General features: G+C 73.7%; 15 protein-coding genes and 1 tRNA gene. 8 read left to right on the forward strand and 8 right to left on the reverse strand.

Annotation, left to right across the window (positions count from 1 at the left end; all coding sequences use genetic code 11):
• Positions 1 to 208: 208 nt before the first annotated feature.
• The 7 genes from IE305_RS08630 to IE305_RS08660 form a co-directional block, all read right to left on the reverse strand.
• Positions 209 to 1,453, reverse strand: coding sequence for a helix-turn-helix domain-containing protein (locus IE305_RS08630; RefSeq protein WP_190128831.1), 1,245 nt, complete (start codon positions 1,451 to 1,453; stop codon positions 209 to 211).
• Positions 1,454 to 1,713: 260 nt separating this feature from the next.
• Positions 1,714 to 2,190 carry a hypothetical protein gene (locus tag IE305_RS08635; RefSeq protein ID WP_190128832.1) on the reverse strand — a complete coding sequence of 159 codons (477 nt, stop codon included), beginning with the start codon at positions 2,188 to 2,190 and terminating at the stop codon, positions 1,714 to 1,716.
• 81 nt (positions 2,191 to 2,271) lie between these two features.
• Positions 2,272 to 2,496 (reverse strand): DUF397 domain-containing protein, encoded by a 225-nt coding sequence (locus tag IE305_RS08640; RefSeq protein ID WP_190129005.1) that lies wholly within the window; start codon positions 2,494 to 2,496, stop codon positions 2,272 to 2,274.
• A gap of 294 nt (positions 2,497 to 2,790) precedes the next feature.
• A complete protein-coding gene (locus tag IE305_RS08645) occupies positions 2,791 to 3,621 on the reverse strand; it encodes a helix-turn-helix domain-containing protein (RefSeq protein WP_190129006.1) in 831 nt (276 codons plus the stop codon).
• A gap of 5 nt (positions 3,622 to 3,626) precedes the next feature.
• Entirely contained in the window at positions 3,627 to 4,148 is a 522-nt protein-coding gene (locus tag IE305_RS08650; protein ID WP_190128833.1) for a DUF6879 family protein, read from the reverse strand.
• Entirely contained in the window at positions 4,138 to 4,335 is a 198-nt protein-coding gene (locus IE305_RS08655) for a hypothetical protein (RefSeq protein WP_189451795.1), read from the reverse strand. The genes IE305_RS08650 and IE305_RS08655 overlap by 11 nt, the downstream gene beginning before the upstream one ends.
• Before the next feature lie 281 nt (positions 4,336 to 4,616).
• Entirely contained in the window at positions 4,617 to 5,210 is a 594-nt protein-coding gene (locus tag IE305_RS08660; RefSeq protein WP_190128834.1) for a histidine phosphatase family protein, read from the reverse strand.
• Positions 5,211 to 5,492: 282 nt separating this feature from the next.
• Here IE305_RS08660 and IE305_RS08665 point away from each other — a divergent pair, with 282 nt between their 5' ends.
• The 8 genes from IE305_RS08665 to IE305_RS08700 all read left to right on the forward strand — a co-directional run bounded on the left by IE305_RS08665 (position 5,493) and on the right by IE305_RS08700 (position 12,182).
• Positions 5,493 to 6,488 carry a phosphatase PAP2 family protein gene (locus tag IE305_RS08665; protein WP_190128835.1) on the forward strand — a complete coding sequence of 332 codons (996 nt, stop codon included), beginning with the start codon at positions 5,493 to 5,495 and terminating at the stop codon, positions 6,486 to 6,488.
• Positions 6,406 to 7,611: a hypothetical protein gene (locus IE305_RS08670; protein ID WP_190128836.1), complete on the forward strand. Its 1,206-nt coding sequence runs from the start codon at positions 6,406 to 6,408 to the stop codon at positions 7,609 to 7,611. Before IE305_RS08665 ends, IE305_RS08670 begins: the two co-directional genes overlap by 83 nt.
• Positions 7,602 to 9,146, forward strand: coding sequence for a hypothetical protein (locus tag IE305_RS08675; RefSeq protein WP_190128837.1), 1,545 nt, complete (start codon positions 7,602 to 7,604; stop codon positions 9,144 to 9,146). Before IE305_RS08670 ends, IE305_RS08675 begins: the two co-directional genes overlap by 10 nt.
• Positions 9,143 to 10,504: an AAA domain-containing protein gene (locus tag IE305_RS08680; RefSeq protein ID WP_190128838.1), complete on the forward strand. Its 1,362-nt coding sequence runs from the start codon at positions 9,143 to 9,145 to the stop codon at positions 10,502 to 10,504. The genes IE305_RS08675 and IE305_RS08680 overlap by 4 nt, the downstream gene beginning before the upstream one ends.
• The gene (locus IE305_RS08685; RefSeq protein ID WP_190128839.1) at positions 10,501 to 10,698 is read left to right on the forward strand and encodes a hypothetical protein; all 198 of its coding nucleotides are present in this window, start codon (positions 10,501 to 10,503) and stop codon (positions 10,696 to 10,698) included. The genes IE305_RS08680 and IE305_RS08685 overlap by 4 nt, the downstream gene beginning before the upstream one ends.
• Before the next feature lie 141 nt (positions 10,699 to 10,839).
• Positions 10,840 to 11,205 carry a DUF8844 domain-containing protein gene (locus tag IE305_RS08690; RefSeq protein WP_308440234.1) on the forward strand — a complete coding sequence of 122 codons (366 nt, stop codon included), beginning with the start codon at positions 10,840 to 10,842 and terminating at the stop codon, positions 11,203 to 11,205.
• Between the two features lie 124 nt (positions 11,206 to 11,329).
• A complete protein-coding gene (locus tag IE305_RS08695) occupies positions 11,330 to 12,052 on the forward strand; it encodes a bifunctional DNA primase/polymerase (protein WP_190128841.1) in 723 nt (240 codons plus the stop codon).
• A gap of 56 nt (positions 12,053 to 12,108) precedes the next feature.
• A tRNA-Lys gene (locus tag IE305_RS08700) sits at positions 12,109 to 12,182 on the forward strand.
• A gap of 60 nt (positions 12,183 to 12,242) precedes the next feature.
• Here the strand turns inward: IE305_RS08700 and IE305_RS08705 are convergent.
• A complete protein-coding gene (locus IE305_RS08705; RefSeq protein ID WP_190128842.1) occupies positions 12,243 to 13,484 on the reverse strand; it encodes a M6 family metalloprotease domain-containing protein in 1,242 nt (413 codons plus the stop codon).
• Positions 13,485 to 13,495 lie beyond the last annotated feature (11 nt).

Genomic DNA, 13,495 nt, shown 5'->3' on the forward strand with positions numbered 1-13,495 from the left:
CAGCATGTGGCCGCAGGCGAGGGCCCGCTCGATGTCCTGTCCGATCGTCTCCGGGTCGATGCCGCGGCCGGCTGCGGTCGTGGAAGTCTCACTGGTGCTGGTGCGCATAGGTCAGCCCCTGCGTCCGGTGGATTGGGGTGAGCGCTGACCGTAGGGCCCGGCCGTACGGAGAAGGGGCAGGAATCCTGCCTCTCGGACGTGGATGCGACTACGCGGCGAGCACGCCCAGCTTCACCGCCAGGTCCGAGGCGCGCCGGCGGCGCTCCGGGCTCTTCGATTCCGTCTCCTCCAGCACGATCCGCCTGGCGTACCCGTTGTAGGTGATCGTCTCCGGTGCCGCCTCGTGGGCCTTGGCCAACGTCGCCAGCGCGACATCCGGCTGCCCGTCGAGGTGATAACCGCGTGCTTCCTCGATACGGTGGCGCGCCCGGCGGGGGCGCGACGGGATGGTGTGGGCGTCGGCCGCAGCCGCCTGGCGCACCGACTCGCCGCCGGCGCGCAATTCAACGGCGACGGTGACGGCGTGGGCCGACATCACCGCCCGGGAGAACGAGGTGACGGGGTCGTAGTACGACGCCGGGAGGGTCTGAGCGGCGGCCCGCGCCTTCTCCCACCAGCCCCAGGCCGTACCGGACTCCCCCCACCGCGCCGCGGTGTAGCCGGCTTCGAACTGCAAGGCGCCGGCGATGGCCCGGACCCGGTCGTCCCCGTCCGGGAGGAGAGGCTCCAGGTGACGGATGGTGTCGCGGTTCACGGTGTCGGCGGCCTCGTAGTGGCCGGCATCGCGGTGCGCCTGCACAGTGAGCCACGCCGCGACGCCAATGGCGCGCGGGTCCTCGGACTCCTGGGCGGCGACCATGCCGCGCTCGGCGACCCGCCACAGGAGGGCCGCGTCGGGCTGGTAGGCCACGAAGAACTGCGTAAGGGAGTAGACCTCGGAGAGGATCGCCTGCCGGGCCCGGCGTTCCGCCGATGAGTCGGCCTGGCGCACGGCCAGCTGGGCGTCGCGGATCAGCCCGGGCAGCAGACCGCCTACGACCTTCCGGTGGTTGGGCGAGCAATGGCGCGAGGCCCAGGCCCGGTCGAGCCGGTGGCGCAGGTGGGCGGCCGTGGGCGCCTCGCGGTCCGAGCGCACCGGATAGGCGTTCACCGCTGCTTGGACCTCGGGAAGAAGCGGGTGGCCGGGGCCGGTGAAGAGGTCGGCCGGCATGCTCTGGTCGCCGGTGAGGTCGGCCAGGTCGCGGACGCGAAGCAGCTCGGCGATCCGCAGGATCACGGACAGGGAGGGCGTCTTGATGACTCCCGTCTCGACCTGCTTCACCCACGAGGGCGAGCGGCCGAGGAGACCGGCGAGCACAGGACGGCTCAGACCGCGGCGCGTACGAAGGATCTGCATCCGCTGACCGAAGGCCAGTGGGTCGGCGTACGGGTGGGGGGTAGCAGCGTCTCGCATGACCTTGCCCCTCTCTGCCGGCTCGTCGCTGTCAGAGTAGGGGGCAAGACCGGCTTGGCGTGAGGTGGTTCACACACCAACGGGGCGGGAGAAGTGGCTGTCCGGAGGGGCGCCCCCGCGCCCGCCCCCGCCACCCTCACCCCAAGTGCCCCCTGTCGTTCCAGCGCTCCAGCGCGGGCGCGCCGTAGGCCTGCCCGAGGCCTGTCGGTCGGCACGCTTCGCCAACTTCCCGGCCGGCCCCCGCATTCGTCGGGGCCCTGTCATGTGTGGGTCTGCCTGGCCGGACAGAGAAGGCCGGGAGCAGCACGGTTGGGGGAGCAGGTGACGAGGGCGACGGAGTGGAAGACGGTGCCGTTCAGGTAGTGGCCGAGGGAGACGTCGCCTCCCCATGTGAGCCGTTCGACTGCGGCCCTCACCAGGAGAACCAGCCTGGTCACCTCCCGGTCTCCCGCGGAGGCGAACCGGGGAGCGAACTCGGCGAGCTGGAGACCGAGCCACTCACCGGCGTCCTCCGGCTCCTCCCATGTCCCCCGGATCATCGACGCGGGTTTCAGCAGCCAGTGGGCCGTCTGGATCGGCGGCACATCAGACGTCGGGAACGCGGCCACAGCCTCCCGGTGCCGGTCGACCACGTCCTTCTCACTGCCCGCCGTCGGGGCCTGGCCGGGTGGTCTGCGGATGCTCTCCCGGTCGAAGGTCTTCTTCTCCCCGAGCCATGCGTAACCGTGGTGGTGCACTCCTGCCCCGTTCCATAGGAAAGGCGACGGCCCCGCCCGTCGGCTCGGGGGCAGGGCCGTCAGTTCAGGTGGCGTCGCTGGTCAGGCGGACAGTTCGAAGCGGGCGGGGTCGATACCCGCCGCGTCCAGCTCTGCCGTGGTGAAGCGCAGCGGTTCGGCGTCGGGGCGCTTGCTGTCGCCCATGGCCCACGCGTCCGGCCCGATCTTCGCCAGCGTCACGCACGACTCGCCGTCCGGATGGGTGTTGCCGCCGCACGCCTTGGCGAACGCGGCGCCTTCGATGGGAAGCACGTACAGGTCGGTCATCATCGCGTCCTTCCTGATCTGCCCGACGGCCGTTGGAGGCCGTCCTCCGCCCGTAGCAGGCGGAAGCTTTGCAGGTGGGTGCTCCGGCTTCGCCGGGGCCTGAGCCATGCCCTCACCGCCCAGGGCAGCACCCCACGTCCGCATCTTCATTACGCCGCAACCGTTCCCCGGCGGGGCTGCCCGGGGCGCGTAGGTCACGTACTCCTGCTCGTTGGTCCCGGTCGCCATTGCGTACCTCTTCACCGCTGTCTGTGTGCGTCAGCAGTCGATGGTGCCGGGGTTGGGCAGCGGCATCTAGATGGTTTCCTGTTCGTGCAACAACTCGTCCCGGATACGCACCACCATGGCGCGCATGTCGTCACCGGACAGAGCTGCCGACGCGAATCGCTCGAACTTCTCGGAATACAAGGAAACGTCCCGGGGATCGGTGACAACGATCTCGGCGTGGATCGTCTCGACTGTCACTGTCCTGTTGTCCCGGATGACGAATGCGTGGTTGGCGATGTCCTGCTGCGACACCGACAGGGGAACGGTCCGGATGTCAATGTTGGGGAGGCGAGAGAGGGAAACGAGTCGGTCGAGTTGTTCCGCCATCCTGGCGACTGACACGATCCGCCACCGCAGCACGGACTCGGTGATGACGAAGTGAAGTTCCTTGGCTGCGTCGTAGAGCACCTGCTGGCGGCCGATCCGCGCACTGATGGTGCGCACAAGGACCTCCTCGCCAAGGTTGTGCCGGGCAAGAATGGCCCGGATGTATTCGGGTGTTTGCAGCAGTCCTGGGATCAGGGCCGGTTGGAAGATCCGCGCCACGGCCATCCGGGCCTCCAGCGATCCGGTCTGCTCCTGCGCCTTGTGCACCCCCATCCGGCGGACCAGGCGCCAAGCCGTGGCTTCCGTGGACGCCGCCCGGGCGACCTCCAGGTACTCGGCCTTGACCTCGTCCGAGACCCCGATGGCCGTGAGGATGCGCTCAACGTCCGCCGGGGACGGCGCTGCCTTCCCCGTTTCGATCTTGCTGAGCTTGCTCGTGGACATCACAGCGCTGCGGGCGACGGTCTTGGCTTCCTTCCCGGATGCCTGCCGAAGCGCCCGCAGCGCTGCTCCCAGTTGCCCTCTGTTCACGCGGTTCACGCGCCGGCGTGCTTCTCCCACCAGTCGGAGAACGGCTCGGCATGCGCCAGCGCGGTATCCCGGACGGTGACAAAGTCGCGTGCTCGGTTGTCGGGCATCGTCTCCCGCCCTGTGACGGCTCCCCGGTCGTCGTAACGCATGACGACTGCCGTCCTGGCATCAAAGAGCCAGAAGTCCTCCGCCCCTTGGAGCGGGTTGGGCTTATCCGTTGTGTCGAGGATGAAGAACTCTTCGCCCCCGGTTGCGTTCTTCTGGTACCCCCAGCCCAGTTCGAACCGCAGGTACGGGGTGAGAGGGCGCGACAGGATGTGCACGCGGTAGACGCGCTTACCGAGGTCAGTGAGGGCCCGGAGCTCCGATACCCATGCTTCGTTGTAGTCGTCGGGTTGCGGCTGTCCGGAGAGGAAGGCTTGATAGGCGTCCACATTGCCCGACCCGCTGTAGTCGGCGAGGGTCTCCAGCCTGAATGCTTCCCGCTCGAAGGTGTCGAACAGCTCCCCGAGGGTCTTAAGCGTCACGAAGGCCCTTCCGGATCAGGTCGAACACGAGCTGCATCGGGATCTCCACAAGGGTCTCGTGTGCCGGGATCTCCAGCCCGTGATCGGTAGGTGTCTCCCCCTGCACCAAGAGGGTGTCCCTGTCCGTGGCATAGATGGTCGGGCAGTCCTTGATGTCACACGTACTCACCAGCTTGGTGACCTTCACGCGGTTCCCTCCCCGGTCTGCTTCGCCGTGTCCGGTTCGATGCTTCCGGCCTCGCAGGGCGGGGCGCAAGAGGTTCCGGTTTCCGGAACGGGAAAGCGCGACGGGAGGGAAGCGAGCAGGGCGCACAGGGGGACGACAAGGACGGACACCGGGCGCCCCTACTGGAGGAGGCCCGGTACGAGGAAGTCCCCGCCATGGCGGGGACTTCCTGCCCGGGAGGTCAGGGATCAGGCGCCGATGGCCTGCTCGACGGCATTCCGCCGACGAGCCGCCCCCCGCCCTCAGCCCAAGTGCCCCGTGTCGTTCCAGCGTTCCAGGGCCGGTGCGCCGTAGGCCCAGCCGAGGATGGAGAGGGACGTGGGGTCGAGGCGGATGCGGGAGCCGAAGAAGACGTCCTCGCCGAGCCAGCGGGCGGCGAGGGTGCGCAGGATGTGGCCGTGGGCGAAGACGAGCACGTCGCGGTCGGCCGAGCGGGCCCACTCGACGATCTCGTCGGCGCGGGCCGAGAGCTGGGCCCGGGTCTCGCCGCCGGGGACGCCGTCGCGCCAGATCAGCCAGTCGGGGCGGCCGGCCTTGATCTCGGCGGGGGTCATGCCCTCGTAGTCGCCGTAGTCCCATTCCATCAGCGCGTCCCAGGTGGTCGCGCGGTCGCCGAAGCCGGCGAGGTCGCAGGTCTCCTTGGCGCGGATCAGCGGGCTGGTGCGCACCTCGGTGTCCGGCAGGCCGTTCCACGGCGCGCGGTGCAGGCGCTCGCCGAGCAGCTTCGCGCCGCGCCGGCCCTCGTCGAGGAGCGGGATGTCCGTACGGCCGGTGTGCCGGCCGGACAGCGACCACTCGGTCTGTCCGTGCCGGGCCAGCAGGATGCGCGGTGCCATGGCGGAGGGCCTTTCGGGTGGTGCGGGTGGGGCAGGTCACGCGGGTGGCGCCGGCGGCACCCGGTCGTGCGCCTCCATCATCACTCACCGGTCATCACTCACGCCTCACCCGTACCTCGCCCCCAGGCAACCCCGGCGTCACCTCGCGCGTCTCCCTCCCCGCTGCCCTGTGGTTCCGGTGAACCTCCGGGGCGGTGTGCGAGCAATGTGGCGTACGCCGTACGGTTGCATGCGCGCTTGTTTGGCCGCCTGAGCACCCGAAGCAGATGGAGAGCCGTCCGGATGTACCGCACCGCACCCCTTCGTGAGCGGCCGCGCTGGTGGACCGAACTGCCACTGATCGCCGTGGTGTACGGGCTGTACTCGCTGGGCCGGCTGCTGGTACGGGGGGACGTGGCGACGGCCGTCGATCACGGCACAGCCATCCTCGACGTCGAAAAAACGTTTCGAATAAATTTCGAACACCCGCTCAACCGGTTCTTCACCGAGCAGGGCTGGATCGGCATACCCGCCGACTTCGCCTACGCCTCCCTGCACTACCTGCTCACCCCGGCCCTCCTCGTGTGGCTCTTCCGCCGCCGCCCCGAGCACTACCGGCGGCTGCGCACCTGGCTGATGATCTCCACCCTCATCGGCCTCGTCGGCTTCACCCTGCTGCCCACCTGCCCGCCCCGCCTGCTCGACGAGGCGTACGGGTTCGTCGACACCATGCGCCAGTACTCGGAGTACGGCTGGTGGGGCGGCGACGCCAGCGCGCCGCGCGGCCTGGGCGGCCTCACCAACCAGTACGCGGCCATGCCCAGCCTGCACGTCGGGTGGGCGCTGTGGTGCGGCGTCGTGCTGTGGCGGCACGCCCGCTCCCTGTGGGTGCGCGCCGCGGGCGTCCTCTACCCCGTCGCGATCACCCTCGTCGTCATGGGCACGGCCAACCACTACTTCCTGGACGCCGCCGCCGGCGCCGCCGTCATGGGCGCCGGCTTCCTGCTCTCCGGCCCCGCCGTACGCCTGGCCGGCCTGGCCCGCGCACGCTTCGCGGCCGGCCGCCGCACCGCCGTCACGGGCGGGACGCCCGCGACTGTCAGTGGCGAGTGGGAGACTGCGGCGGGTACAGCGCTTCCCCGGGCGACCCGCACCGGCCAGCCGGCCGGCCAGGGGCGTCCGGCTGCGCCGGACACACTCCTCGAGGCGGACCCCCGTGACCACCACTTCCCCCGACAGCCGGCCCGGGACGAGGCCGGAGACAGCGCCCCCGACAGCGCTCCGGCAGCGGCTCGCTGAACTGCGCGGCCCCGCGGCCGCACCCCGGCCGCTGGACGCCCGCGCGCTCGCCGCGCTGGCCGCCAACCCCGGCTGCCGCCGCCGCGCCCTGCTCGACGGCGCCGGCGTCGACAAGCCCGCGCTGGCCCGCGCCCTGGGCGCGCCGGCGGCCTTCGGCCAGTCGCAGTTCGCCTTCGCCCGCGGGCACGCCTTCGAGTCCCGTGCCAAGGCCGACGGCGGCACCGGGCTCGTACGCCTCCTGCACGAGCGGCTCCCCGCGCCGGAGGGCCCGCCGCCCGGGCCGGACGACGTCGACCGGCCCGAGCTGACGGCCGCCGGCCCCCAGGGCCGCGCCGCCCGCACGGCCCTGGCGCTGCGCGAGGCCACCGCCGCCGGCCGCTGGGCCGTGCTGGACCACCCCCTGCTCACCCTGGCCGTCGCCGGCACCCCCGCCTACCTGGAGCCCGACGCCGTCGTCGTCCACCCCGGCGGCAGCTGGACGGTCGTCGAGATCAAGTCCTTCCCCGTGGTCGACGGCGCCGCCGACGCCGCCAAGGTGGGCGCCGCCGCCCGGCAGGCCGCGGTCTACGCCCTCGCCCTGGAGGCCCTCGCCGAGCGCGTCCCCGGCGCCTCCGTGACCCACGGCGCCCTGCTGGTGTGCCCCCGCGACTTCACCAACCTGCCCACCGCCTCCCTCGTCGACCTGCGCAAACAGCTGGCCACCACCCGCCGCCAGCTCGGCCGCCTCGCCGGCGTCGAGGACATCGCCGCGGACCTGCCCGAGGGCACCACCTTCGACCTCGACCTCGCCGACGACGGCCGCACCGCCCGCCGCCCCGCCAAGGAGCTGGCCGCCGCGGTCGACGCCGTGCCCGCCGCGTACGCGCCCGAGTGCCTGGCCGCCTGCGAGCTGGCCTTCCACTGCCGTGCCGCCGCCCGGGAGACCGGCGCCGTCCAGGTCCTCGGCCGCGGCGTACGCGCCGAGCTCGGCGGGCTCACCACCATCGGCGAGGTGCTGTCCGCGGCCGCCGGGGACACCGGCGACCCGCACGACCCCGCCGTCGCCGCCCTGCGCCGCGCCGCCCGGCTGCGCGCCGAAGCCCTGGCGCAGTCCCGGGCCGGGGAGGCCGCCGCATGTCGCTGATCACGACCCTGGCCCGCATGGAGGCCGTCCGGGACGGCCGCGCCCGGCCGCTGGCCACCGTCCGCCACCGCCACCTGGCCGCGCGCCCGATCGTCCTCGTGCCGCTGACCACCGCCGGCGAGGCCGGCGCCCCGCTCGGCGCCCTCGTCGGCACCGACCCCGGCGCGCCCCGGCTGCTCGTCGTCCCCCAGCCGCGCGACCGCGACCTGCGCTCCGCGTTCCTCGCCGGGCTCGCCGACGTGATGCTGCCGGAGATCGAGGCCTACGCCGACGACGTCTCGTACGAGGAACGCAAGGAGACCGACCCGGCGACAGGCGAACGCACCACCGTGGAGGTGGAGCTGTGCTGCGACGCGCCGCAGCTGCTCGTGCCGAGCGCCGCCGGCGTGGAGTACGTACGGCTGCTGGGCCGCTCGATGCGGTTCCGCCGCACCGCCGAACAGGACCCGGACGCCCCCCACCCCGCTCCCCCGCGCGTCCCGCTGCTCGGCCGCTGGCTCACCCACTACGGCGAGCGCGCCCGCGTCCCCGGGTCGTCGCTGCTGCTGTCGCTCACCCAGCTGCTCGCACGGCACTGGGCCACCGGCCAGAGCGTCCTGGAGGACCAGCACCTGGGCGCCCTGCTGGCCTGGATCGACCCGCCGGCCGGGACCACCGGCGCCGAGGCCGCGCTGCGCGCGGAGACCGGCCGCGGCCCGGACGGCCTCCTACTGCACCCGCCGGCCGGGCCCGCCACCGACCCGGCGTTCGACAACGCCCTGCTGGCCCCGGCCGTCGCCCGCTACGACGCCGGCCTGCCCGGCGCGGAGGCGGAGATCGCCGCCCTGCTGGAGAGCCAGCTGCGCCCGGTGTGGGACGCCGTGTGGCAGGGCATCGGGCTGCTGCGGGAGCTGCCGGAGGGGGCGCATGTGGCGGAGCGGTGGAAGCGGGACCGCTGGTCGTACACCGCGCACCGCGACCGGCTGCGCGCCGGCGAGCCGCCGCAGCCCCGCCGGGACGACGCGGTGACCGCCGCCCGCAAGCTCGCGGCGCGCGAGACCGCCCAGGCGCAGCTGGACGCGCAGGAGGCGCTGGACGACCCGCTGGTGATGGCCGGCCGGCGGCTGGCGGGCGAGGCGTTCGCGGGGGAGGTCACGGCGGTGGAGATGGCCTGGTCGGAGGCGAGGGTGCCGCGCCCGCGCCCCCTGGTGACGGTGCGGACGGACGACAGCCCGTACGTGGACGGGGGCGCGCGGGCGCACCGCGCGCTGCCGGACGGCCGCTCGCAGCCGGGCGAGGTGGTGGCGTACGCGCCGGACGGCGCCGGGGGCGCGCTGGTGACCGTCCGGCTGACGGGCGGCATGGGGCGCGGCAAGGAACCGGAGCCGGGTTCGGTGCCGGAGCCGGGCGACCGGGTGTGCTGGACGCTGTTCGAGCACGCGCCGCGCGGCGGCCCGGACCTGCCGGACCCGGAGCGGACGCCCTGGACGCACGGCGGCCCGCCGGCGGAGGGGCCGGAGGCACCGGACGTGGTGACGGCGGAGGACTACCTGTGAGCACGACGGACACCGCCTTGCGGAAGGACCCCGCCGCGGCGGCGGCCGCGGCCACGGAGGCGATCCTGCGGGACACGCTGCACGGCGCGCACCGCGGCGTCGTCGTGGACTCGCCGCCGGGCGCGGGGAAGTCGACGCTGGTGGTGCGGGCGGCCCGGGAGCTGGCGGCCGCGGGCCGGCCGCTGATGGTGGTGGCGCAGACCAACGCCCAGGTCGACGACCTGGTGCGGCGGCTGGCCGAGAAGGACCCGGACCTGCCCGTGGGCCGGCTGCACAGCAGCGACTGGCAGCCCTACGACCCGGCGCTGGACGCCCTGGACTCGGTGGTCACCTCGGCGAAGGCGGCCGACCTGGCCGGGCTGGACGTGGTGGTGTCCACGGCCGCGAAGTGGGCGCACACGAAGGTGGCCGAGCCGTGGGGCGACGCGATCGTCGACGAGGCGTACCAGATGCGGTCGGACGCGCTGCTGGCGGTGGCGGGGCTGTTCGAACGGGCGCTGTTCGTGGGCGACCCGGGGCAGCTGGACCCGTTCAGCGTGGTGGGGGCCGACCAGTGGGCGGGCCTGGCGTACGACCCGTCGGCGAGCGCGGTGAGCACGCTGCTGGCGCACAACCCGGGGCTGCCGCAGCACCGGCTGCCGGTGTCGTGGCGGCTTCCGGCGTCGGCGGCGCCGCTGGTGTCGGCGGCGTTCTACCCGTACACGCCGTTCCGCAGCGGCACGGGCCACGGCGACCGGCGGCTGGCGTTCGGCGTGGCGTCGGACGGGTCGGGGCCGGACCGGGTGCTGGACGAGGCGGCCGGGTCGGGCTGGGGCCTGCTGGAGCTGCCGGCGCGGCACACGCCGCGCACGGACCCGGAGGCGGTGGGCGCGGTGGCGCTGGTGGTGCGCCGGCTGCTGGACCGGGGCGGCGTGGTGACCAGCGAGGCCGCCCCGGGCCCGGTGCCGCTGACGGCGGCCCGCATCGCGGTGGGCACCGCGCACCGCGACCAGGCGGCGGCGGTACGGACGGCCCTGGCGGACCTGGGCGTGCCGTGCGGGGCGGACGGGGTGACGGTCGACACGGCGAACCGGCTCCAGGGCCGCGAGTACGACGTGACGGTGGTGCTGCACCCGCTGTCGGGCCGGCCGGACGCGACGGAGTTCCACCTGGAGACGGGCCGGCTGTGCGTCCTGGCGTCGCGGCACCGGCACGCGTGCGTGGTGGTGTGCCGGGCGGGCGTCGACCGCCTGCTGGACGAGCACCCGTCGACGGAGCCGGTGTCGCTGGGCGTGACGGTGAAGTTCCCGGACGGCTGGGAGGCGAACCACGCGGTACTGGCGCACCTGGCGGAGCACCGGGTGCGGTGGGCGCCGTGAGCGGGCGGCCGGGGCGGGGCACCGCGACCGTGCCCCCTGGGCCGGACGCCATGGGCCGGACGGCACGCCCGGACCGCCGGACGGAGTCCGGCACGCCGCCGGAGGCGGCCGAAGGACACAGCCCCGACGGCTGGGAGGCGAACCACGCGGTCCTGGCGCACCTGGCGGAGCACCGGGTGCGGTGGGCGCCGTGAGCGGGCGGCCGGGGCGGGGGCCGTGATCGTATGGCCGCCCCACGGGGCCCGGGGGCGTGATCGTGCGCCCGGTGGGGCCGGGGCGCACTTGCGCACGGCGGGACAATGGATGACGGTGCAGACGATTCTGGAGGTATGTACATGTGCGAGCCGAAGCAGGCTCCCGGTGGCCGGGACGAGGCTCCCCGGCGCCTGAAGCCTGCGCAGCTGCTCTTCGAGCCACCCGAGGCCGTCTCCGACCCCGAGCACTTCTTCGACCTGGAGAAGATCGAGGACCCGCGCGAGCTGCTGGCGCGCTCCACGGAGCTGGCGCTGGCGTTCCGGGCCGCCGCGGACCGGGCGACGGAGTTCCAGGCGGTGGCGGCGGCTCAGCTCGCCGATCCCCGGCGCTTCGACAGACTGCCGACGGCGGTGATCGCTGAGCGCGCCGAGTGGAGCGAGGACTACGCGAAGAAGATGGTCGAGTTCGGCCGTGAGCTGCAGCGTGGCAGCAGCCCCGTCGACTGACCTCCCCTGCCCGATCACGCGCCGCTGGCATATGCGGCGCGTACGGTAGCGCACGGCGAACGGCCCTGTCCCGAATTCCCCGAAGGACCCCGGACGGGCTCCCGCGGAGGGCCACCGTGGAGCCATGAGCACCCGGCCGTACGAACCCCGTTGCGCCCCCCGTCCGGACCGCGCCGCCCGCACCGACCGGTCCGGGCGCTCCGGCCACGACCGCGACCACGAACGTGACCGCGATCGCGACCACCACCACGACCGCGCCCGCCGCACCGGCCGGTCCGCGCCGCCCCCGCCCCGGCCCCGGCCGGCGGCCGCCGTGACCGTGCCCCTGGCGGGCGCCGACTGGCTCGCCTCCGCCGACCGTCGGCCGCGCGCCGTGCACGCCCTGTGGGCGGAGGACCCGATGGCCGGTGTCGTCCTTCCCTGCGGCACGGTCTTCGACGTGATCGACGCCCCCGCCCTCTTCGGCCGGGCCCTCCTCGACCGGCTGTGGGCGGCGCCCGGCCCCGGCTCGGGCCCGGTGGCCGTGGTGCGCGGCAGGCTGCTGCTCTTCGCGGCGCCGGGCACGGCGCAGCGGCTGCCCGCGCTGCTGCGCTGGGAGGAGTGGACGCGGCAGGGCCGACTCGCGCCGCCGCTGCTCTGCTACGGGACGGGCGACGCCGTGACCGTACCCCCGCTGTTCGCGCCGCCGGAGGGGGCGGAGCCGGGCCCGCCGGCCTCCCGGTGGCTGATCGCACCGGAGAGCCGTCACCCGTGGTTGCCGGGCGCGGACGCACTGCTGTGGGCCTGTGTCCGGGCCGTTCGCGCGACGGCCCGATCTGCCGTTCTACCCACCCCGGAGGGCCCCTGAAACATGCGGATTTTCGTTCCACCCCACCGGGGTGCTACAGTCTTCTTCGTCAGCAGGCGCCGCTAGCTCAGTTGGTTAGAGCAGCTGACTCTTAATCAGCGGGTCCGGGGTTCGAGTCCCTGGCGGCGCACCGACAGACGAAGGCCCCCACCGTACGGTGGGGGCCTTCGTCGTGTCCGCCCGCCGCTGCTCAGCCGCGGCTCACCCGGACGTTCCAGCCGCCCGCCGGCGTGCGTCCGCCCACCTCCACCCGTACGCCGTCCTGCGTGGAGACCAGGGACTCGCCCACGCCCAGCGGGGCGTCCGCCAGCGGCGGGTAGACGGACTCGCCCCAGCACGCGTGCGTGCCGGGGTGGCCGTCGAGCACCTGCACCGGCCCGCTGCCGGAGGCGGTGTCGCTGCGCACCCGGTAGACCAGCACGCCCTCGGTGCAGGTGGCGGCGTCGTTGCCGGTGGCGGAGCGCGCCTCCAGCGCGACGGCGCTGCTCGCGCCGGTGCGCACGACCACCAGCCGGGTGCGGGGGTCGCCGCCCGGCCGCATGGGCGCCTCCAGCGGATGCAGGGTGTGCACGCTGCTGCCCTGCGCGCTGACGCAGCGGACCTGGCGCGAGGAGAGCCAGCCCAGCTTCCACTTGTGCCAGGCGAAGGGTTCGGAGGCCAGCCCGAACTGGCTGCCCATGAGGTCCCAGTCGCCCACGTGCGTGTCCCAGTCGCCCTTGCCGTCGGTGGGCCGGTGGTAGAGGTCGGGCAGGTCCAGCACGTGCCCGGTCTCGTGCGCGAGCACGTTGCGGTCGGGCGGGTGGTGCTCGAAGACGGTGACGACGCGGTTCAGCTCCGCGCCGTCCGTCCGGATGGGCTCCTCCAGGTTGACCACCTTGGTCGCGTCGGAGTCGACGCCGGGCGCGTCGGGGTCCGCGACGAGGTAGACGAGCTGGTAGCGCCGGAAGTCGACGTGCGGGTCCGCGACCGCGATGGCGTCCCGCAGGTACGCGGAGCGCTGTTCGCCGTCCCAGTCGCGCTGTATGTGGTACTCCCCCGACGGCTTGGGCATGGTGAACCACCGCTTGAGGGGGTGGACGCGCAGCGAGAAGCGGCCGTAGGAGGCGCGTTCGAAGAAGCGGGAGGTGCCGGGGAAGTGGTCGGCGGCCAGCCGGCCGGGGGTGACCAGGGGCTTGGAGTCGGGGAAGGACAGGAAGATCATCACGGCGTCGAGCCGCCCGAGGGGCCGGGGGTAGTCGGGGTTCCAGCTGTCGAGCCCCTCGGAGTGGTGTGCGTCGCTGCGGGGCAGCGCGCAGGGGCCGCCGGGCCCCGCCGCGTGCGCCGGTGCGGCCACCACGGTCGTGGCGATCGCGCTGAGGCAGGTGAGCACCGCCCCGGCACGTCGGAGCCGGGGCCGGCGCAGCAGGCCCGTACGCGGCCGGTCCACTCCCATGGGTGTCAGCG

This window comes from Streptomyces mashuensis, assembly GCF_014654785.1.
In the GTDB taxonomy this organism is placed as follows: domain Bacteria; phylum Actinomycetota; class Actinomycetes; order Streptomycetales; family Streptomycetaceae; genus Streptomyces; species Streptomyces mashuensis.

What these genes read in the sequence shown, in the direction of transcription:
- IE305_RS08630 (WP_190128831.1), bottom strand. Translation starts at nt 1,453, where the DNA reads ATGCGAGACGCTGCTACCCCCCACCCGTACGCCGACCCACTGGCCTTC.
- IE305_RS08640 (WP_190129005.1), bottom strand. Translation starts at nt 2,496, where the DNA reads ATGACCGACCTGTACGTGCTTCCCATCGAAGGCGCCGCGTTCGCCAAG.
- IE305_RS08660 (WP_190128834.1), bottom strand. Translation starts at nt 5,210, where the DNA reads ATGGCACCGCGCATCCTGCTGGCCCGGCACGGACAGACCGAGTGGTCG.
- IE305_RS08665 (WP_190128835.1), top strand. Translation starts at nt 5,493, where the DNA reads ATGTACCGCACCGCACCCCTTCGTGAGCGGCCGCGCTGGTGGACCGAA.
- IE305_RS08675 (WP_190128837.1), top strand. Translation starts at nt 7,602, where the DNA reads ATGTCGCTGATCACGACCCTGGCCCGCATGGAGGCCGTCCGGGACGGC.
- IE305_RS08690 (WP_308440234.1), top strand. Translation starts at nt 10,840, where the DNA reads ATGTGCGAGCCGAAGCAGGCTCCCGGTGGCCGGGACGAGGCTCCCCGG.
- IE305_RS08695 (WP_190128841.1), top strand. Translation starts at nt 11,330, where the DNA reads ATGAGCACCCGGCCGTACGAACCCCGTTGCGCCCCCCGTCCGGACCGC.
- IE305_RS08705 (WP_190128842.1), bottom strand. Translation starts at nt 13,484, where the DNA reads ATGGGAGTGGACCGGCCGCGTACGGGCCTGCTGCGCCGGCCCCGGCTC.